The 19,234-nt window shown below is 58.5% G+C and carries 17 protein-coding genes and 1 riboswitch; of the genes, 2 read left to right on the top strand and 15 right to left on the bottom strand.

Annotated elements, in window-relative coordinates; translation table 11 throughout:
* Positions 1-24 precede the first annotated feature (24 nt).
* The 14 genes from QZ177_RS08290 to QZ177_RS08225 all read right to left on the bottom strand — a co-directional run bounded on the left by QZ177_RS08290 (position 25) and on the right by QZ177_RS08225 (position 13,803).
* Positions 25-1,536 (bottom strand): ABC transporter substrate-binding protein, encoded by a 1,512-nt coding sequence (locus tag QZ177_RS08290; RefSeq protein WP_294176744.1) that lies wholly within the window; start codon positions 1,534-1,536, stop codon positions 25-27.
* Positions 1,537-1,748: 212 nt separating this feature from the next.
* Positions 1,749-2,510: a dipeptide/oligopeptide/nickel ABC transporter ATP-binding protein gene (locus QZ177_RS08285; protein ID WP_294176743.1), complete on the bottom strand. Its 762-nt coding sequence runs from the start codon at positions 2,508-2,510 to the stop codon at positions 1,749-1,751.
* The gene (locus QZ177_RS08280; RefSeq protein ID WP_294176742.1) at positions 2,507-3,322 is read right to left on the bottom strand and encodes an ABC transporter ATP-binding protein; all 816 of its coding nucleotides are present in this window, start codon (positions 3,320-3,322) and stop codon (positions 2,507-2,509) included. Before QZ177_RS08280 ends, QZ177_RS08285 begins: the two co-directional genes overlap by 4 nt.
* A complete protein-coding gene (locus tag QZ177_RS08275; protein ID WP_265070513.1) occupies positions 3,319-4,164 on the bottom strand; it encodes an ABC transporter permease in 846 nt (281 codons plus the stop codon). The genes QZ177_RS08280 and QZ177_RS08275 overlap by 4 nt, the downstream gene beginning before the upstream one ends.
* Position 4,165: 1 nt before the next feature.
* The gene (locus QZ177_RS08270) at positions 4,166-5,101 is read right to left on the bottom strand and encodes an ABC transporter permease (RefSeq protein ID WP_294176741.1); all 936 of its coding nucleotides are present in this window, start codon (positions 5,099-5,101) and stop codon (positions 4,166-4,168) included.
* A gap of 31 nt (positions 5,102-5,132) precedes the next feature.
* Complete coding sequence (locus QZ177_RS08265; protein WP_294176739.1) at positions 5,133-6,431, bottom strand: PepSY-associated TM helix domain-containing protein; 1,299 nt, start codon at positions 6,429-6,431, stop codon at positions 5,133-5,135.
* 133 nt (positions 6,432-6,564) lie between these two features.
* Positions 6,565-7,974 carry a DASS family sodium-coupled anion symporter gene (locus QZ177_RS08260; RefSeq protein ID WP_294176737.1) on the bottom strand — a complete coding sequence of 470 codons (1,410 nt, stop codon included), beginning with the start codon at positions 7,972-7,974 and terminating at the stop codon, positions 6,565-6,567.
* 138 nt (positions 7,975-8,112) lie between these two features.
* Positions 8,113-8,331 (bottom strand): hypothetical protein, encoded by a 219-nt coding sequence (locus QZ177_RS08255; RefSeq protein WP_294176736.1) that lies wholly within the window; start codon positions 8,329-8,331, stop codon positions 8,113-8,115.
* A riboswitch (cobalamin riboswitch) is annotated at positions 8,289-8,464 on the bottom strand. It overlaps the preceding gene by 43 nt.
* Before the next feature lie 103 nt (positions 8,465-8,567).
* Positions 8,568-8,990, bottom strand: a complete 423-nt coding sequence (locus QZ177_RS08250; RefSeq protein ID WP_294176734.1) for a PIN domain-containing protein — start codon at positions 8,988-8,990, stop codon at positions 8,568-8,570.
* Positions 8,974-9,258 carry a hypothetical protein gene (locus QZ177_RS08245; protein WP_009645824.1) on the bottom strand — a complete coding sequence of 95 codons (285 nt, stop codon included), beginning with the start codon at positions 9,256-9,258 and terminating at the stop codon, positions 8,974-8,976. Before QZ177_RS08245 ends, QZ177_RS08250 begins: the two co-directional genes overlap by 17 nt.
* Positions 9,259-9,303: 45 nt before the next feature.
* Positions 9,304-10,764, bottom strand: coding sequence for a nicotinate phosphoribosyltransferase (locus QZ177_RS08240; protein ID WP_294176728.1), 1,461 nt, complete (start codon positions 10,762-10,764; stop codon positions 9,304-9,306).
* 195 nt (positions 10,765-10,959) lie between these two features.
* Positions 10,960-12,102 carry a hypothetical protein gene (locus QZ177_RS08235; RefSeq protein ID WP_294176726.1) on the bottom strand — a complete coding sequence of 381 codons (1,143 nt, stop codon included), beginning with the start codon at positions 12,100-12,102 and terminating at the stop codon, positions 10,960-10,962.
* 94 nt (positions 12,103-12,196) lie between these two features.
* A complete protein-coding gene (locus QZ177_RS08230; RefSeq protein ID WP_294176722.1) occupies positions 12,197-12,628 on the bottom strand; it encodes a PaaI family thioesterase in 432 nt (143 codons plus the stop codon).
* A gap of 11 nt (positions 12,629-12,639) precedes the next feature.
* Positions 12,640-13,803 carry a YibE/F family protein gene (locus QZ177_RS08225; RefSeq protein ID WP_294176720.1) on the bottom strand — a complete coding sequence of 388 codons (1,164 nt, stop codon included), beginning with the start codon at positions 13,801-13,803 and terminating at the stop codon, positions 12,640-12,642.
* Between the two features lie 223 nt (positions 13,804-14,026).
* Between QZ177_RS08225 and QZ177_RS08220 the strand changes: the two genes are divergently transcribed.
* The gene (locus QZ177_RS08220; RefSeq protein ID WP_294176719.1) at positions 14,027-15,811 is read left to right on the top strand and encodes a TM1812 family CRISPR-associated protein; all 1,785 of its coding nucleotides are present in this window, start codon (positions 14,027-14,029) and stop codon (positions 15,809-15,811) included.
* The gene (locus tag QZ177_RS08215) at positions 15,808-17,958 is read left to right on the top strand and encodes a hypothetical protein (RefSeq protein WP_294176718.1); all 2,151 of its coding nucleotides are present in this window, start codon (positions 15,808-15,810) and stop codon (positions 17,956-17,958) included. The genes QZ177_RS08220 and QZ177_RS08215 overlap by 4 nt, the downstream gene beginning before the upstream one ends.
* Position 17,959: 1 nt before the next feature.
* Here QZ177_RS08215 and QZ177_RS08210 read toward each other — a convergent pair whose 3' ends face one another.
* Positions 17,960-19,090 (bottom strand): D-alanyl-D-alanine carboxypeptidase family protein, encoded by a 1,131-nt coding sequence (locus tag QZ177_RS08210; RefSeq protein ID WP_294176717.1) that lies wholly within the window; start codon positions 19,088-19,090, stop codon positions 17,960-17,962.
* Between the last annotated feature and the right edge of the window lie 144 nt (positions 19,091-19,234).

The raw sequence follows: 19,234 nt of genomic DNA, 5'->3' as shown, positions 1-19,234 counted from the left end.
CTTTCATTTTCTTTTGTTTCTGGCTCATTCCACCGTGATGTCCTTCGTCAGCAGATAGTAGTCGAGTGGGAAGATCTTGACGTTCTTGACGTTCGACTTGCCCACGACGGTCGTCGTCGGCACGATGAGGAAGATTGAGGGCTGATCTTCCATGATCTGCTGCGCCGCCTTCATGACGAGGGCGTCTTTCTGTGCGGGATCGAGCGCCGTGGCCATCTCGTCTATGATGGCGTCGAAGGCGGGGCTGGCGTAGCGGCTGTGGTTCGTGTTTTTGCCGCTCTTCGAGTAGAGCATGCCGCGCAGCCACGGGTACGGATCGTTCGTCGTCGCGACGGACCAATCTTCTTCGAGCAGGTCGAAGCCGCCGACTTCATCGACCTTGTCCGGCTCCTGCACATGAACCATCTTCACATCGATGCCGCCGGCACGAAGCTGCGATTCGATGGCTTCATAGAGCGTTGTCTTCGTGCCCCAGGTTGCGAAGCGGAGCGTCAGGGGCTTGCCGTCCTTTTCGTACATGCCCTGCGCGTTCTTCTTCCAGCCTGCCGCCGCAAAGAGCGCCTCGGATTTCGCCGGATCGTACGTGACCTTCTGTCCCGTGTGCCCGTAGGGGACGCTCGGCGGGAACGGCTCGCCCGCTGCTACGGAATTGCCGTAGGACTTGGCGAGGGCGTCGTTGTCGAGCATGTAGGCGAGCGCCTTTCTGAGGTTCTTGTCCGTGAAAATGCCATCGCCTTGGTATGGCGTGACCATGAAGACGCGCACGCCTGTCGTCTCGTAGATAGTATAATCGGGCTTGTCTGCGAAGAGGCTGCGGTTTGCTTCCGTCATGCGCTGCATGAGGTCGATCTCGCCCGACTGCAGAGCCATGGCGCGCGAGGTGTCGTCTTCGAAGAGCTTGACCGTGACCGTGTCAAGCCCGGGCTTGCCGTCCCAATAGTGCTCGTTGCGCTTCATCTGGATCTCCGATCCCTTTGTCCAGCCTGTGATGGTATAGGGTCCCGTGAGAACGGGCGTGGAGGCGACCTTCGACATGTCCGCCTGCGTGTTGACGATGATGAAGAGCGGGTCGGAAAGCGCCGAGATCAAGGAGGCGTTGGGCGCTTCCGTCTCGATGACGATGTTTTCCCCGTCTACGCGGATTTCTTTCGCGTGCAGAGCCTTTTTCGCACGGTCGTTTTCCTGCAGTGTGCGCTCGAGCGATGCCTTGACCAGCTCGGGCGTCATCGGCGTGCCGTCCTGGAACTTCACGTTCGGGCGGATGTGGAAGCGCCACGTCGTCGGATTGACGTTCTCCCACTTGTCGGCGAGCTGCGGCACGAACTCCATGTGCTCGTTGACGGCGACGAGCGTCTCGCCCGCGCCGATGCGCGTCAGTGTCCAGCCGTCCCAGGCGTGCGCGGGGTCGAGCGTCTCGCCGAACCACCAAAGGGCGAGATTGAGATGCCCCGGCTTGCTCTTCATGCCGCCCCCGCCGCAGCCCGTGAAGGCCAGGAGGGAGAGGATGAGGAAGATTGCGGTAAAGATACGTTTCATGAATAAACCTCCCCGTGGAAAATGCAGCAGCATTTTCCTCAAATGAATCTCAGACGCTTCCGCGTCCGTCTCCTTGCAGGAACGGATAAAAGACAAGGAATTGCGTGCAGCCCCTTACTCTTGGCCGCACAGTTTTGTCGTTCTGCGTCCCTGCAATCTATGATACAAGCGGGGTGACGCCGCTTGGCAGACTCCGGTAAGACCGCGCGTCCTCAGCCGAGAAGCTCGCTTGCGTGCAGCAGCGCGAGAGTCGCTTCGTGCTTGGCGTGGGCGAGGTCTTTCGCCGCGAGCGTCTCGACGAAGCGGCCGTCCGCGAGCACATAGATGCGCTCCGCCACATGCTGCACGGCGCCGAGTTCGTGCCCGACGAAGAGTCCTGCGAAGCGGAAGCGCCGGCGGAGCGCGGCGATGAGGTCGAGGATTTCCTTCTGCGTGATGACGTCGAGTGCGCTCGTCGGCTCGTCAAAGAGCACGATGTCCGGCTCTTGGAGCAGCGTTCGCGCGATGATGACGCGCTGCAGCTCGCCGCCCGAAAGCTGGTGCGGCAGGGCGGCGAGGACGGCGGGCGCGAGATGCACCTCGGCGAGCATGGCGAGGATGCGGCTTTCGAGCGCAGCTTTCGTCTCGCCTGCCTTTTCGAGCGCCGTGCGGAAGAAGTCGCGCATCTGCATTCGCGGCGAAAAGGCCTCGCGCGGATCTTGAAAGACCATGCGCACGACGCCCCTTTTTTGTACTGTGCCTTCGTCGGGCAGCTCTGAGCCTGCGATGATGCGAAAGAGCGTCGACTTGCCCGAGCCGCTTGCGCCGACGATACCGCAGACTTCGCCGGACGCGAGGCGAAGCGATACGCCGCGCAGGACTTCTTGCCTGCCGCGCGGCGTATCGAAGGCCTTCTTTACATCCGTGACCTCAAGGAGCGCGCGCATATCTTCGTGCACGTCGGGCATTTCGCCTGCCTTCTTTTCTGCCGTCATGACTTCACCTCCAAGATCGCCGCCAAGAGTTCCTTCGTGTAGGCTTCCTGCGGCGCTTCCATGACTTCCTGTGTCGGGCCGGTTTCTACGATGCGCCCGTCCTTCAAGATCAGCAGGCGGTCGCCGAGGTAGGCGCCCGCGCGGATGTTGTGCGTGACGAAGATGAGAGCCGCGCCGCGCGACTGGTGGAGCTTCATGCGGTCGAGGAATTCGAGCGAAGCGATGGGATCGAGCGCACTCGTCGGCTCGTCGAGCAGGAGGAGCTTCGGCGAGAGCGAGAGCGTGATCGCCGTCGCCGTGCGCTGGCGCTCGCCGCCCGACAGCTGGAACGGGTAGGCGCTGAGCACGCGCTTCGGCTCGCTGAAGCCGACGGCTCTGAGGCGATCTTCCATCAGGGCCGGCCACTCCTTCTTGAGAACGCCGTGTGCACGCAGAAAGTCCTCGTACTGGCGGCGCACGCGCAGGTTCTGGTTCAGGTAGTTGCCGGGATTCTGGAAGACCATGGCGAAGTCGCGCCCGGCCAGTTCCTTTTGCAGCGCGGCGTTCTTCAAAAGCGGTGCGCCGTGGTAGAGGATGTCGCCCGCGATCGCCTTGCCCTCGTGCGGCAGAAGCCCGAGGATGGCGCGCAGGAGCGTCGATTTGCCCGAGCCGCTTGCGCCGATGATGGAAAGCGCCTCGCCTGCCTCCAATGCGAGCGACACGTCGTCGAGGACGCGCTTTTTCGCCACATCAATGGAAAGGTGATCGACGGCGAGGAAGGGCAGATGCGGCGAGGATTTCGCGCTGTGCGCGGCTGTGTTCTTTTCGCTCATGATTTCTCCCCCCTCCTTTCCCAGCGCGGCTCAAAGATGTCGCGCAGTTCGTCGCCCATGAGACTGAAGAGGATGACCGTGATGAAGATGGCAAGTCCGGGGAACATCAAGAGCCACGGCGCCGTCTGCATGTAGTCCTTCGATCCCATGAGGAGCATGCCCCATTCGGGCGTCGGCGGCTGGATGCCGATGCCGATGAGCGACAGTCCCGCGACGATGAGCACGATGTCGCTCAAGTGCTGGAAGAAGAAGACGAACATCTGCGGCACGACGTTCGGCAGCACATAGCGAAAGAGCCGCCGCGAAAACGGGATGCCCGACGCGTCAGCGTAGCGCACGTAAGGCTTCTCGCGCTCCGTGCGAACGATCGTGCGCACGATGCGTGCATACTCCGCCCACGTCGTGATGAAGACGGCGAGGATGACGTTGCCGACGTTCGGCCCCAGGAAGCCGAGGAGCGCGACGAGGAATACGCGGCTCGGAAAGGCGAGGAAGAAGTCGACGATTCCCGTCGAGATGAGCTGCATGCGGCCGCGCGTCAGAGCCATCGCCGCGCCGACGCCTATGCCGAAGACGGCAGAGAGGATGCCGCTTACAAGGGACGCCGAAAGGCTCGCCTGGCCGCCGACGAGGACGCGCGAGAGAAGGTCGCGCCCGAGCTGGTCCGTACCGAGGATGTGCTCTGCCGACGGCGGCAGGAGGCGTGCGCCCATGTCGTTCGTATAGGCGTCGTAGGGGAGGAAAGGCGGCACGGCGAACATCGCGGCGATCCACAGGAGAAGGAGCGCTGCGAGCACGCAGAAGAGTGGGTCTCGCCTCATGCGCGAGAAGAAGAGCCCCATGTCAGCCCACCTCCTGTTCGCGCACCTTGGGATTCAGCCACAGGCAGAGGATGTCCGCCGCGAGGTTGACGAGGATGAAGATGCCCGCGCCCCAGAGGACGTAGGCCTGCATGAGCGTGAAGTCGTTGTTCTTTATGGCCTCGACCATCAGAAAGCCCATGCCGCGCCAGCCGAAGATCGCCTCGATGACGACCGTGCCGCCCAAGAGACTGCCAAAGGACAGGCCAAACATCGTGATGATGTTCGGCAGCGCGTTCGGCATGATGTAGCGCCAGAGGATGCGCGAATCGGAAAGCCCGAGGGCGCGCGCGCCCGTCACATAGTCCTTTTGATGCTCTTCGAGGAGCGCACCGCGCAGGCGGCGCACATACAGACCCATGTAGTAGAAGGAGAGCACGAGAGACGGCAGGATCAGCCCCGTGAGTCCCGTCGTATGGATCGGTATCAAAGACAGCTTGACCGAGAAAATGTAGATGAAGATCAAGGACAGCCATATCGTCGGTATCGTGATACCAAAGAACGAGCCGAAGCGAATGACGAGATCGAGCGGCCGCGCATAGAAGCGAAATGCGAGAACTGCGAGCGGCACGGAGATGAGGATCGAAAGCCCCATCGCCGAAACCGCCAGAAGAATCGTGTTTGGTATCGCATCCTTTAAGAGCGTCGCCACGGGCATGGAGAAGAGCAGCGAGTAGCCGAGATCGCCCGAGAGGAGGTCGCGCAGCCATACGAAATACTGCACCCAGATCGGCTCGTCGAGTCCGTAGCGCGCGCGCACCTCCGCGATCAGCTCGGGCGTCGGGATGATTCCCGAGCGAATCATGTAGAGCTTCACGGGATCGGAGTCCGACGTGTGCATGAGGAGGAACGTGATGACCGAGAGCAAAAAGAGGATGACGAGCATCATCAAGAGACGACGCAGGAGAATTCGTGCCATAGATCTTTCCTTTCTGTTCGATTGCGCTGCCTTACGGACGCTTGGCGAAAAGCCATGCAGCAAGGCTTACGGCGAGGACAAGAAGCCAGGCAAGGGAGCCGCTCGTGTTGCCGAGGAAGGTGTCCGAGAGCGGTGCCGTCATGCCGATGAGGGAAAGCCCCGCGAGGAGCGCCGGCAGTTTCCAAACGGACGCCATGAGGGCGCGGCCTCTTCCGTCGGCAAAGACAGGGCGGCGCTCCTTCTGCCTGTGGCAGCGACGCCACCAGCCGAGGAAGCCCGTGACGATGACGGTGATCGTCAAGATGTCGAGCAGCGCCCAAAAGAGCTTCAGGAGAATCGTCGAATGGTTGTGGATGTGGAGGTCGAGCAGCGAGGCGCAGACGGCCAAGTAACACGGCAGCGGCTCTGTGAAGTGCAGGAGCTCGCCGTCTGCCGTGCGGGAAAAGAGCACCTTCTGCCCCATGAACATCGCGGGGTGCGCCGCATCCGTCAGGTAGAGCGTCGCGGGGAGTTTGCCCGTCGCGGCCTCCATGCTCAGGACATCCTGCTCGGGGAAGGCTTCTTTCGCATAGGCGAGCATATCCTCGTAGCGGACGCTCGCAGCATCCCCCTGCGGCGCGTGGGCGTCGACATCCGCGAGGTAAGCGCCGTAGCCCACGGAGAAGATGACGATGGCAACGCCGCTCAAGGTCAGAAGCCCCGCCCAGACCGCCGTGACGACGCCGAGGAAGTTGTGCCAGTCGAAGGAGCTGCCCGCCGAGACGCCGCCGCGCGTGCCGCCGAAAAGGCGGCGGCGCATGAAGGTCGGATAGAGCAGCAGGCCGCCGAGAATGGAGAGGAAGCTGAGGAAACACATAATGCCGAGGAAGATCATACCGCCCTGCCCCATGGCGAGCCGCAGGTGCAGGATGTGCAGCGTGTGCATGAGGCTCGCGACGGCAGGCGACTTCACTGCGCCGCTGCGCCACGGAACGGCCTGCTCCGTCATGGGCGAATAGGCGATCTGCGTGCCGCCCATGCTCATGCGCCCCGTGCGCCCGTGACTGCCCTTGTCAGCGATGCGGTAGAGCAGAAGCCCATGCTCGGGCATGGCGGAAATGGCCTGCACCTTCTTGTCGGGGTTCTCTTCCAGGACCTTGTCGAGTCCGGCAGAAGTTCCCTGCCAGAGCACATGGTAGGAGGAGTCTCCCGCATGGGGCAGAGGCTCGACGCGGTTCCACTGCGTGATCTCCTCCTTGAAGAGAAGAGGCAGCCCCGTGAGGCAAAGCAGGAGGAAAAACACTGCACAGATCGCACTGATCCAGCGGTGCAGACGATAGAGAAGTAACATGAATAAGATTCCTTTCTTTTCAGAAGTGGTTTTGCGTCGGGCGGTCTCATGCGGGATCGGGCTGAAATACCATAGAAGGGAAGCCCTGCCTTTCACGGGCTTCCCTCCCGGCTAAGAATCCGTTTGCCGCAGTTCACCAAAGCCCCAAGACTTTCCACCAGGCCGCGCCGATCGTCAGGTAAATCAGTGTCGTTATGGTCGTCATGATGAAGCCGTTCTTCCACCATTCGCCCTGCGAGACGTAGTCGCCGCCAAAGTAGATGGGGGCGCAGCCGTTGCCGTAGTGCGTGAGGGAAATCGGCACGTCGGCGAAAATGCCGAAGACGATAGCGACCAAAAGAGGCGGTGCACCGACGGTGACGCTGACGGCGATGAACGCCGCATAGAGTGCACTGATGCGCGCCGTGACGCTGGCAAACGCATAGTGAATGTAAGTGTAGAAAAGCAGGATGATGAGGCAGGAGATGACCCAGTCAAAACCGAGCGAGGAAATCGCCGCGCCGGCGCCGTTGGCAATCCAAGTGATGATGCCGGATTTTGCGAGAGCCGAGGCGAGCGTCATCAACGAACCCATCCAGAACATTGCGTCCCACGCGCCTTTTTCCTTGATGACGTCCTGCCAGTTGATGATGTCGAGCATGAGCATGAGGCAGACCGCGCCCATGGCGACGGGTGTCGCGTCGATGCCCGTGAGACCCGAGCTTGCCCAGAGCGCGAGGGAGGCGACGAAAATGACGGACAGCCCTTTCTCGGCAAGGCTCATCGGACCCATTTCGGACAATTCGCGCTGCGCCAGTCCCTTCGCGTCGGGAATGCGCACGAGTTCGGGCGGAGAGAGCTTCATCATGACATAGGGAACGAGCAGGAGCGCGATGAGTCCCGGCACGATGGCAGCGCTCGCCCAGCCCATCCATGTGACATGAACGCCCAGCGTCTTTTCGGCGAGCGCCACGCAGAGCGGGTTGCCCGCCATCGAGGTCACGAACATCGTGCAGGTCACGGCATCCGTATGGTAGCCGACCTGCATGAGATAAGTGCCGATGCGCCGCGCACTCTCGCCGGGCTTCGAGCCAAGAGCTTCTGCCAGGGAGCGCACGATCGGATAGAGGATGCCGCCGCCGCGTGCCGTGGCCGAGGGTGTCGCGGGCGAAATCACAAGTTCGCTCAGAGCGATGGCGTAACCGAGCGACAGCGCACTCTTGCCGATCGCCTCGATGATGCGAAAGGCGATGCGCTTGCCGAGTCCGCTCTTGATGAAGCCGCGCGAATAGAGGAAGGCGCAGACGATCAGCCAGATCGTGCTGTTGCCATAGCCCGCCAGGGCGTCCGAGGTCTTCAAAAGCCCCGCCCAGACGGAAAAGGAAATCGCGATGAAGGCCACCGCGCCGATGGGCAGCGGATGCAGGATAAAGCCGAGCACCGTCGCGACAAAGACCGCGAGCAAATGCCAGGCGAGCGGTGTGACGCCGTCAGGAATCGGCAGGAACCACAGGACGATTCCGACGCCGATCGTGAGGAGAGCGTTTCTTCTGTTAGCGTTCATGTTTTCACCCCATCTGAAAATATGAGTTCTCAGCCGCAGTCCCCATTTGCTGAAAGCATTTTTCTGCGGCACCTGTGGAAGCGATGGACGTACAAGGCATACAGCTGGACGTTTGCGAGGAGGGCGCATTGCGTCCTTTCACATTCGCAAAATAAAAGCAGCCTCTTTTCCTGCAAAGGAAAGAAAGGCTGCAAAATATCCTTGCCTTGCCGCATGCCGTGCTGTATATGCACACGAAACCATCGCTGGAACAGCATCCAAAAGACGTGAACCAATCGCAAGGCGCAGATCCCCTCCCCATCGCTCGCAGGTCAGACGGTGATCGTCGATCAGGCAGTTCTCCTGGCTCCAGTTCATCGCTCCTCTGCGCCTTCCCGGGTCACCCCAGTGACGTTTCCTGCAGATTCGCTCGCTGTTACAGTGGCGGGACCGCGCCGGCTCTTCCGGCTTCTCTATTGAGTCTTGCGACACCTGATCCGTCAATATGCTGTTTGTCGTGATGATGGCTTCCAGGAGGAAGAATATCATCGCTTTCGGTTATTGTCAAGGGATGGCGGCAAGTGATAGTATTCCGGACACATCTATGCCGTTTCCTAGATCGTGTCCGAATACATTGCGCATACTTTGCTCGGCGTCAGGCATGGGATATCGCTATCCATAAAGTCGCTCGCATCTCTGGTGACGATGTATCTCACGTCCACGGCGCGTCCGCATTCCATCTGCAGACAATCCTCGAAATCCTTGAATCGCTTATTTGCAAGAGCGAGCCTCAGTTTACTGTCGTCCACTGATATAACGGAAAAAATATCGAAAAGATCTAATAGAATGTCATGGCATTCGTCTGAGGGATAATACTTCCGCAGTATATAAAATAGATTCGTTATGGTATGTGCCGCCAGATATCCGTGAATCTGCTTGTTTTTGCACATCTTTAACACTTGGCGAGAGTCATGCAGAAAAGGCTCCCGCCCGACTAAGACGTCCATGATGACATTGGTATCAATCAACATCCGCATATTTTTTCTCCAGCATTTCCATCAAGTCTTTTTTATAGTCTCCGCTGCTGATACCCGGTTTGGCATGAGACAGAAGCCTGTCATAAGCCTGTTGCGCCTTATCGTCGTCATTGATACGGAGCTGGTCGTTATTCGGCAATGAATAGGTTTTGGTCTCATCTACAAAGTCATCCGTGACGATGATTTTTAGAATCTGATATTTTTTCAGACTCGCTCCTTCCAAGAGCTGCACGTTTGCGCCGTCATAATACCCTGCTAGTTCTAACATGCGATTTCCTCCTCATATTTTGACTGCATGGCACGCGCCGCCTCTTCAATACTGCTGCATCTCGTTCAAAAGCGCGAGCTTCATCTCGTAGTAGGCGGGGCTCATGTCGAGGTAGTGCGTGTGCGGGTTCTCGAAGCGCTGCTCCTCCTGCCAGATCTCGCGGTCGAGCTGCGCCTTGACGTAGGCGCGGATTTCTTCGAGCGACGGCTGCTTCGACACGAATTTGCCGTTCTTGATGACATCTTCCTGCAACTCGCGCGCCGTGCAGTTTGTGAAGAAGCGGTGCTTCCACGGCTTCTTGGGGTCGATGTAGCGATAGGGCTTCGTCATGTCGGGCGTTTCGTCGGCGAGCGTCAGGAGGTCGGCGATGGCGTGGCCTTCTGCGTCGTAGATACGGTAGACCTTTTTCCTGCCGGGGTTCGTGATCTTCTCAACCGTTTCGGAAACTTTGATCTTCGCGAGCACCTCGCCGTCCTTTTCCACGGCGGCGAGCTTGTAGACCGCGCCGAAGACCGGCTCGCTCTTCGACGTGATCAGGCGTTCGCCTACGCCGAAGGCATCGATCTTGCCCCCCTGCGCGTTGAGAATTGAGGAGATCGTATACTCGTCGAGGCTGTTCGAGGCGATGATCTTGCAGTCGGAAAGCCCCGCCGCGTCGAGCATGGTGCGCACGCGCTTGGAGAGGTAGGCGAGGTCGCCCGAGTCGATGCGCACGCCCTTGAGTCTTTTGCCCAGCGGATCGAGCACGTCCTTGGCGGCGCGGATGGCGTTCGGAATGCCCGAATGTATGACGTCGTAGGTATCGACGAGGAAGACGGCGTTGTCGGGGTACGTCTCGGCATACTTCTTGAATGCCGTGTATTCGTCGTCATAGTACATGACCCAGCTATGCGCCATTGTACCGCTGACGGGGATGCCGAAGAGCTGGCCCGCGAGCACCGTCGCCGTCGAGGCCGCGCCGCCGATGTAGGCGGCGCGTGCGCCGTAGACAGCGGCGTCGACGTTGTGTGCGCGGCGTGCGCCGAAGTCGGAGACGACGCGGCCGCCCGCCGCCCGCACGATGCGGCGCGTCTTCGTCGCGATGAGCGACTGGTGGTTGATCTCGGCGAGGAGCGCCGTCTCGACGAGCTGTGCGTCAATGATGGGCGCGGTCACGGTGAGGATCGGCTCTTCGGGGTACATGATCGTGCCCTCGCGAAATGCGCGGATGTCACCTGTGAAGCGGTAGCGCGCGAGGTAGTCGAGGAAGTCTTCGTCGAAGAGCGAGAGCGAGCGCAGGTAGTCGATGTCAGCAGGCGAGAAGTGCATCGCCTCGATGTACTCGACGATCTGCTCAAGCCCCGCGAAGATGGAAAAGCCGCCGCCGTCGGGGTGGCGGCGGAAGAAGACGTCGAAGGAGGCGCGTGTCTTCCTAGCCTCCTCGCCCTCGCGGAAATAGCCGTAGGCCATCGTCAGCTCATAAAGATCCATCATCATCGTGATGTTGCGCGATTCAAACTGTGCCATTGAGATCGTCCTTTCTGGCGGCCGCCGCAAAAGCGGCAATCGGTCGTCCCCGTCAATGGAAAATGCAGGAAGTGCTGAGAAAGAGCGATTCCTGCCTGGGCTCTTAAGAAAGCACTGATAAATTCAGCCTTTCCTTAGGAGCACGGATACATTCAACGCCGCCATTTTGGCGGCGTTTATTTTATTCGTGCCTCTTCAGCGTCTCGTATCTATGCCGCCAATCTTCCTTTCGCCGACGGAAAAGCCTGCGCCGCCCGTCTCTTCGTCCACATGCGCGAGGAGGTCGACGAGCTGCGGCAACTCTTCCTTGCCCGAAGTCTTGTAGGAATCCGCCAGCGAAAGGAGCGCATCCGCGCTGCCCCGTCTGCCGTAGTCGCCCGCTGCGCCGTGCTTGCCGCGCAGCTTCGCCTCGCGCTCGTTCTCGGGAAGCTTCTCCCACGCCTTCGATGAAGTGAACTCGCGCCATTCGTCGGCAAGTGCGCGAAGGACGATGATGTAGGTGTCGTCGAGGTCGAATTTCGCATTTTTCGCGTTTTCCAGCTCGTCCATCGCGCGGCTGTAGCTTGCCTTGAGCTGGGCGACGCGCTCTTCGAGAAACGACGGCTTCTTCTCGCCGGCATCATGCGCCTTACCGTCGTGCGCCGCGCCCTTTTCCGCCGCGCCGCTCTGTGCGGCTTCTGTACTGCCATTTGTGCTCGCCGCGCCGCCTTGCACCTCCTGCCCTGCCTGTGCAGCAGGAGCGGCCTTTGCTGCCGCTGCCTCACCTGCACCGGCCAGGGCGGGGGCAGCTCCGTCGCTAAAGCCCGACGCTCCTCCTTCGGGCGCGGCGGCAGAGTCGTTGGCGGCGGCTCTGCCGGCTTCAGCCGACGATGCACCGCCCGCACCGCTCGCAGAGGCGGCGGGCAGGCTTCCTGCGCCGCTCTTTGCAGCCTCCATCGCCTCGATCGCGACCTTGAGCTGCGCGTCCATGAGGATGCGGCGTGCAGCTTCTTTCGTCTTGGCACGCTTCAAGGCAGCCTTCAGTTCCTCGCGTGCGTCGTCCGCTTTCTTCGCCTTCTGGTAGAGCGCCTCGTCATTTTCCCTCAAGAGGCGAAGCTCCTCGGGCGTGAGTTTCTTGCCGCCGCGCGCTTTCTGCGAGATGATGGCGAGCCGCGTCGCATCCGTGACCTTGGCGAGCGTGCCGACGGTCTGCGGCTTCCTTTGACGCGCCTCCTCCGCGAAGTCCTTCTTGCTGTCCGTGAGCGAGATTGACTGCCCGGTCTTGATGCGCCAGTTCGCTTCCTTCTTCAGCCTCCACGTCGCCGTGTAGTCGCTGATCTTGCCAACCCATTCAAACATCGTGTCCCCTCCTTGGGTATGCGTCTGCTTCCTTGGGCAAAAATCCCTTCGTCTTGTTATCGTCAAAGGGGCGAGACTCCTTAAAAGCGCGGCACTACTCCTCGTCTTCAAGGAACTTGCCGAGCACGTAGAACGTGCCGTGTCCCTTGGCGTAGATCTTGCCGTCCTCGTCCTTGATCTCGCTCTCCAAGGTCATCGCGTGCTTGCCGTCGTGCAGGCAAATGCCCGTCGCGATGATCGTCTTGGCCAGCGGCACGGCGTGCATGAAGTCCATCGAGAGCGACATCGTCACGACCTTCTTGTTTCGCGCGAGCGCGGCCGCGCCCATCGCCGTGTCGGCGAGCGTCATCAGAACGCCGCCATGCACGATGTTGTAGAGGTTCGTATGCTCGGGCTCGATCATCAGACGAAGCTCGACCGTGCCATCTGGCTTCGGCACGACGGCGGCATGCAGGTATTCGATGAACGGATTGAGATGGTAGAAGCGAATGATCTCCTGCTGTCTTTGGGTCAAAGGGAAGTCCATGAGATACCTCCTTATTCTTGCGGATGTTCCTGCGGCGTTCTCCTGTGCAGACGCTCTTTCGGCACAGGTCGCGTCACGAGGAACGCCGTCGCATACGCCGTGATGGGAATGGCGAAGAGCAGTCCAATGCTGCCGATGAGCGAGCGCACGATCTCGGTTGCGATCATGTCAAGGTTTGCGACGTGCACGAAGGAGAGGTTCGGCTGCGAGAAGAGCAGCAGCATCAAAGGCAGTGCGCCGCCGATGTAGGCGAGCACGAGCGTGTTCGCCATCGTGCCCATGACGTCGCGACCGACGGCGAGTCCCGAAGCGACGAGCACGGTGAACGATGTCTTGGGCGCGAGGTTCTTCATCTCGCACTGCGCGGACGCGATGGAGACGGCGACGTCCATGACCGCGCCGAGCGCGCCGAGGACGATGCCCGAAAAGAGCAGTTCGCGAAAATCGACATCCTTCAGATACAATACCTTGAGCATTCCTGCGTGCTCTTCGGCGATGCCCGTCAAGTAGGTGAAGTGGATGGCGAGGAGCGCCAGCAGGCCTGCGACGAAGATGCCGCCGATCGTGCCGATGATCGCGCCCGCCGACTTCACGTTGCAGCCGTTGACGACGAGCTGGGTGCTGAGCGTGATGAGAGAGCCGATGAGGAACGTCCACAAGAGGATGTGCGTCGGCGAGAAGAGGATCAGCGATATGAGCCCCTTGGCGATCAGGAAGACGGCGAAGAGCAGCACGAGAAGAGCCTTGAGCCCCGTCACGCCGCCGAAGAGGATGAGGACGAGCGCGAAGCCGAAGAGCAGCCACAGCACGCCGGGCAGGCGGTCATAGTCGACGATGGCGTAGGAGCCGTGTTCCTCGCGCACGAGGATGTTCTCGCCCTCCTTCGGATGGATGTCAAAGGCCGGATTGTTGAGCGTGCGGTGGACGATGCGCGCCTCCTCGCCCTCGTTGGGGCCGGATTCGAGGCGGATCGTCACATAATATTTCTCGCTGCCCGGCGCGAACTTCTCCATATCGTTCGCGCTCTCCTCGACGGCGAGAATCTGTGCCTTGCATGTCGGCGGATCGTCCCCCTCGCCGCCCGGCAGGTGGAAAAGCCCGTAGAGGGCGAGGGCAATGAGAAAGCAAAAGGAAAGGAATGCGCCCAAACGGCGCGGCTGCGGCTGGATTTTCATAGTGAGGTCTCCTGGATGTCAGCGGCTGCTAGTGCAGACGAAAGTATTCTTTCACATTATATAACGAAGCTCTGGAAAACGTAAGATGAGGAGAGTATAATTAACCTATAATTTAAGATGAATAGAAGGGAGAATGACCATGGGGAAGAGCGTCAATATCTTTATCACATTCTTTAGCGTGATATATGGGGATGTACCAGCATCGCAGGCATACGCTTATTGCATGGATGGAAAAATTGAAAAGGGCTATGTCACGGGCAGTCTTACCAATGAGGCACCTGCCTACAGCATGGCAAAGATGCTGCAGGAGAAGGGGGAAAAGATTGACTACATTTACGGCTTCTCAACGAACGATGAGCGGACACCGCATTTTGAAGTCAAAGTTTTTGGAGAAGCGGAAAAGCGTCCGCCGTATAAGGATCAAGTTGATTTTTTCCAGAGTTTTATGACGGAGCGCTGCCCTGCCTTGCAAAAGACAGTCTTTCGTTTTATCGATTTTGAATATCCGACGGAGGAGCTTGATCGGGAATGCGTCAGGCAGGCGATTCATGCGGCGGAACGAATCAAGAAGGAGCTGAAAGACGCGGGACATTGTTGGTCGGATTGCCGACTATACGTCGATGTGACGGGGGGCATACGTTCAGCGGGCATGATCCTGAGCCAGATTGTGCAGCTTTTGCAGCACGATGGGATGACGGTGGAAAAAATTCTCTATTCCGATTATCAAAAAGCTGAGAACATACCGAGCCGCCTGTTCAATATCACAGCACTGACATCCTTGTCACAGCTCATCGCCGGAGCCGATGCCTTCGTCAAATATGGAAGCTCGCTCACACTGGAAGAGTATTTTGACTACGATTATGAAAACAATGCGAGCGGGGCATACGAGCTTTCCGAGCCTCTCAAGAAACTGCTGCATGCCATGCACCGCTACTCCGATGTCATGCAGATTTGCCAAGTTGATGCGATAAAATCCGTCCTTGCGGATTTGAAGCATGCTCTCGATGAATTCTCGCAGCACAACATTGCAGCGGACAGCCTGAAGGAAAAGGCGTTCTCGCTGATGCTCGACACGATCAACAGTGCCTACGAGGACATCTTGAAGTATGCAGAGGGCGAAGAGGCTGCACTTTACTACGAGATGATCCGCTGGTGCCTGAAGAACGGCTTCACGCAACAGGCAATGACGCTCTATGTGGAATGGATGCCCGTTTACCTGGAAGAGAAGCGGGTATTCTATCCCGTTTGGCGTGAGATGATGGAAAAACAAATGGTGGATCCGCAAAGGCCTTCGTGGCAGAAGAATGTCCTCGACCTTTGCTCGAAGGAGTCCTATGCTCTTGAACGTCAAAAATATTGTTTAAATCAGTTCCAAGACGCGATCAAACGTATGCAGAAAAGGGAAGACGATCCTTTGAGGGGCTTGGAATCGGAGATTTTTGCGAAAGGGCGGGAAACATTGGAATTTCTACTGGAGAATCGCGGAAACATCGAAAAGATGGGGAAAAATCCAGAGCAGTATATCGAGAAACTCCCGGAGCTCAAAAAGCTGTATGAAATGATTCAGAAATATCCACCCAAAAACCAGAAGATGCCAGAAGATCTTGCCGTGCTCCTACAACGAAAAGCAGGTTGGGAAAAGACCTGCAATGCATTGAACGCGATGAGCGCGGAGGGAAAATGCCGCCTCTATGGTCTGGGCGATGCCTTGGATAAAGATGATTTGCCTAAAAGGAGCAATTCGCCGGAGGCGCGTGCAGCGGAATTCAGGGTGCTGCTGGAAGAAGGCATACTGCGGACGGCTTATGCTGTAGAAGATGTCCTGACGCTCGTTGCCGATTACCGCAGGATTCGCAGAACGCGCAACAGGATCAATCATGCAGGGAATATAAAAAGCACAGAAACCTCGATGAATCGCAGAGAGGTAGACCGATGGCTCGGCGACTGCCTCGATCGCATAAAAAGCATGCAACCTATCGGAAACATGAAATCGGAGGAAAAGAAATGAAGAACTACTATCTTTACCTTGATGAGAGCGGCAGCTTTGAGCCGCAGGGAACGCCGAATACAGGACGGGCTTCGATCGTCGCCGGCTATTGGACGGAAAAGCCGCTGTCCGAGGCGGAAGCGTTTGCGCTGTTTCAAGAGGTGCGAGCAAGCAAGGAGACGTACGCGCCGATCTCCATCGAGCCGTTTCACGGGATGGAAGAGTACCGTCGCGCCAATCTCGGGGATTTCATCGAAGACATGGTGCGGGCGATGTTTGACCGCGGCATGAAGCCTGTTGTTTTCGGCGAGGGACGGTACTATGACATCGTCAACAGCGACCGCACGTATCTGAACATCCTTGCCGACGGTGTCGTGAAGCTTGCCATGGAATTGTTGGCTCAGACGGAGGACGATGTTCAGCTGCATGTCCTCTATGCGTGGCGCAAGGCGATGTCCGAAAAGGAATTGAGCGATCAAAAGAAGATGATCGCTCAGGAGGAGTATAAGCGCCGCATAGAGGAACGCATGGCACTGGGTAAAAGCCGGATCTCACGGGTAGCGCAAAAGCGTCTGCAACCGATCGATATAAAGGAAGGAAGCGCGAGGAAGCTGCATCGTCTGATGCTCGCTGATCTCGTCTGCACGGCGGTGCGCGGCGGGCGGCAAAAGCTCGATGCGGTTGCGCGCGAATACATCAGAGAACAGAAAAACAACATCCTCGTCATTGAGGACGATGCGATGGAGCAAGTGCGGCGGCTCTTCATTGAGAATCGCATTGCTGACGCCATTTATTCGTGGTATCTCATTTATGAGGAAGGACGCAGTGAGGCGGATTGCAAGAAATTTCACGATTTGCTGGCGGCAAACCTGAAAGCGATGAGTGTGAGAAGCCGCAAGCTGCAGTATGATATTTTGGTACATGCCATGGGCACGCTGATTGACTCGCGTCAGTTTGTGCAGGCGGAGCACCTTTCGGCTCGTTTGGAAGAGGACCTCTTCCCGTTCCTGCAGGAAATTGATTGCGCGTCCGATATGTTCTATTTCGACAAGCATTTCTACGATTTGACGCGTCATACGCATCAAGGCGATACAGCAGCCTCGCAGCGCGAGATCGAGCTTTGCAACAAGATCCTCAGTCAGATGCCCTTGCCGCTTGAGTCTGCTTGGTCTTGCACGGACTATCGCATTCGTGAGATCGAACATCTGAAAAATATTTATGCCTATGAAGAAGCCTTGGAAAGATTGAAGAAATTGGAAAAAGGCTTGACGGAAACCTTGTCGATCCTGCCCATCATTCATCCGATGAGAAAAGATGGCAAACAGAAAAAATCTGCTCTCCCGAATGAGGAAGAAGAGCCGCTGTACTCTGACCTTTTGGGCAAGGTTTCTTCCTCGATGGTACAGACATACAGTCTGCTCATGCAGAGCGGCGAAAAAGAGCATTGGCAAGCGGGAAGAAATGCGTCGCACAGAGCGTTCCAATACTTTTCGCAGGAAGCGGACAGGATGCGCCATGCACAGAGTCGCGCCGCATTGGAATATTGGGGCGGCGACTACGAAGAAGCGAGGCATTTCTTTGCAAAGTCTGTCGGCCTCAGTGAGGGGGCGGCTTTCAGCGAAATATTGCGAAGAATGCTTGGTAGCAGACCGAACCTTTTTGGCTTGATGCATTATGCGAAATGGATGCGCTTGGCTTTTCGTGATGGTGACGAATCTGCCGAGGAAATGTTTGCCGCTTGGAAGCAGGCGGGCGTGGAAGAACGCCTGAACGAGAAGGATGGCGACCATATTCGTTCCAAGGGCTATCCGGGCTGCGTGATCCGCTGGGATGTTGCTGCTGTGGAGGCGAGAACGGGGCAATATAGGGATGAGCCTTTTCACGCGGCAATCGTTGATATGCTGGAAGACAAGAAGAATCTCACCTTATATTTCATGGGACTTGCTGCCAAAGCGGATCGCCTGACCTTTGTCGACGGCAAGAACTGGGACAAGGACGCTCAGGAACTCGGCGAATCTGTAGACTCGCTGTTGGAAGAGGAAATGCCCGAAACGATGCGTGTTCTGGCCGAGAAGTGGAAGGATGGCATGGAGCGCCTGTCCGGGCTGTCGCGCGAGGAGAAGAAGAGCATCTTGAAATCCTTGGCAAGAGCCACGCCCATATTGTAACTTACGCAAACAGCCCGAGGACATACGCCAAAAGCCCCTCGATGCTCAGCCCTCTGCCGACGCTCTTTTCGGCGCGCAGCGGGATGCGCGTAAGCTCCTTGCCGCCGTGGGAGACGACGAGATCGCCGACGCGGTCGCCCTCCTTGACGCCGGCGGCGATGACGCGCGGCAGGTCGTAGGTCAGGCGATAGTTTTCCTCGGCCTCGCCGTCGACGAGCGGCAGGCGCAAATCCTCCGTCGGATAGACGGTGAGACGGCCTTCCTTGCCGCCCTTGACCCAGACCCTCCGCGCGAGATCTGTCTTCGTATAGGCGGGCGCGGCCTTCACGCGGCGAAAGCCCATGTCCAAGAGCTTTGCCGCGTCGGTAAAGCGCGCCTCTTCGTCCGCCGCGCCGAGGACGACGGCGATCAGTTCGACGCCGCCGCGCCGCGCCGAAGCCGCGAGGCAGCCTCCCGCCGCATTCGTATAGCCCGTCTTGATGCCCGTCGCGCCCGCGTACGTCGAGAGCAGGCGGTTCGTGTTCGCCATCAAGGCGCGTTTCTTCTCGGGCGTGACCCATGTGATCTCACGCTCCTTCGCGCCGACGAAGGAGCGAAACTTCGGATTCTTCATGCCGTAGGCGGCAATGCGGGCGATGTCGTGCGCCGTCGAGACATGCGCCGGATTGGGCAGGCCGTTCGGATTGACGAAGTGCGTGTCCTTCGCGCCGATGGCCTTCGCCTTCTCGTTCATGTGTGCGGCGAAGCTGCCGACAGAACCTGCAAGGTCTTCGGCAATGGCGACAGCGGCGCCGTTGTCCGAGCGCAGCATCATCTCGGCGACGAGCTCCGCGAGGACGAAGCGATCGCCTGCGCCGACCTCCGTATCTTCCGTTTCTGCCGCCGTGCGGCTCACGGTGAGGATGGACGAGAGATCCCCCTCCTCGATGGCGAGCACGCATGTCATCATCTTCGTCGTACTCGCAGGAAAACGCGACACATCCGCCGCCTTCTCATAGAGCACGCGCCCCGTCGAAGCCTCGATGAGAATTGCCGAGGCCGCTGTGATCTGTATATTTTCCGCCGCCCCCGCCTTCGCTGTGAGAAGCAGGAAGACGAGGATACAGAGGGAAAAGACTCGCTGGAAATGCAAGAAAAAGCCTCCTGTCGTGATTGTTTTCCCTATTATAGCACACGGCGAGAAAAAAAGGACCGTCTCACGCATCGGATTCGACGTATGAGACGGTTCTTTTGCTTTGAGGCCAAGCCGCCGTATAAATTTTCCTAGCAGCTTGCA

Origin of the sequence: uncultured Selenomonas sp. (assembly GCA_905372355.1) — a bacterium.
In the GTDB taxonomy this organism is placed as follows: Bacteria; Bacillota; Negativicutes; order Selenomonadales; family Selenomonadaceae; genus Selenomonas.
This window is presented reverse-complemented; position numbering and strand designations above follow the sequence as displayed.

Bases quoted from the DNA above. Each gene is read 5' to 3' on its own strand.
- QZ177_RS08290 (WP_294176744.1), bottom strand. From the start codon at position 1,536: ATGAAACGTATCTTTACCGCAATCTTCCTCATCCTCTCCCTCCTGGCC.
- QZ177_RS08275 (WP_265070513.1), bottom strand. From the start codon at position 4,164: ATGGGGCTCTTCTTCTCGCGCATGAGGCGAGACCCACTCTTCTGCGTG.
- QZ177_RS08260 (WP_294176737.1), bottom strand. From the start codon at position 7,974: ATGAACGCTAACAGAAGAAACGCTCTCCTCACGATCGGCGTCGGAATC.
- QZ177_RS08240 (WP_294176728.1), bottom strand. From the start codon at position 10,764: ATGGCACAGTTTGAATCGCGCAACATCACGATGATGATGGATCTTTAT.
- QZ177_RS08250 (WP_294176734.1), bottom strand. From the start codon at position 8,990: ATGCGGATGTTGATTGATACCAATGTCATCATGGACGTCTTAGTCGGG.
- QZ177_RS08220 (WP_294176719.1), top strand. From the start codon at position 14,027: ATGGATGGAAAAATTGAAAAGGGCTATGTCACGGGCAGTCTTACCAAT.
- QZ177_RS08215 (WP_294176718.1), top strand. From the start codon at position 15,808: ATGAAGAACTACTATCTTTACCTTGATGAGAGCGGCAGCTTTGAGCCG.
- QZ177_RS08285 (WP_294176743.1), bottom strand. From the start codon at position 2,510: ATGACGGCAGAAAAGAAGGCAGGCGAAATGCCCGACGTGCACGAAGAT.
- QZ177_RS08235 (WP_294176726.1), bottom strand. From the start codon at position 12,102: ATGTTTGAATGGGTTGGCAAGATCAGCGACTACACGGCGACGTGGAGG.
- QZ177_RS08255 (WP_294176736.1), bottom strand. From the start codon at position 8,331: ATGAACTGGAGCCAGGAGAACTGCCTGATCGACGATCACCGTCTGACC.
- QZ177_RS08245 (WP_009645824.1), bottom strand. From the start codon at position 9,258: ATGTTAGAACTAGCAGGGTATTATGACGGCGCAAACGTGCAGCTCTTG.
- QZ177_RS08230 (WP_294176722.1), bottom strand. From the start codon at position 12,628: ATGGACTTCCCTTTGACCCAAAGACAGCAGGAGATCATTCGCTTCTAC.
- QZ177_RS08265 (WP_294176739.1), bottom strand. From the start codon at position 6,431: ATGTTACTTCTCTATCGTCTGCACCGCTGGATCAGTGCGATCTGTGCA.
- QZ177_RS08270 (WP_294176741.1), bottom strand. From the start codon at position 5,101: ATGGCACGAATTCTCCTGCGTCGTCTCTTGATGATGCTCGTCATCCTC.
- QZ177_RS08225 (WP_294176720.1), bottom strand. From the start codon at position 13,803: ATGAAAATCCAGCCGCAGCCGCGCCGTTTGGGCGCATTCCTTTCCTTT.
- QZ177_RS08280 (WP_294176742.1), bottom strand. From the start codon at position 3,322: ATGAGCGAAAAGAACACAGCCGCGCACAGCGCGAAATCCTCGCCGCAT.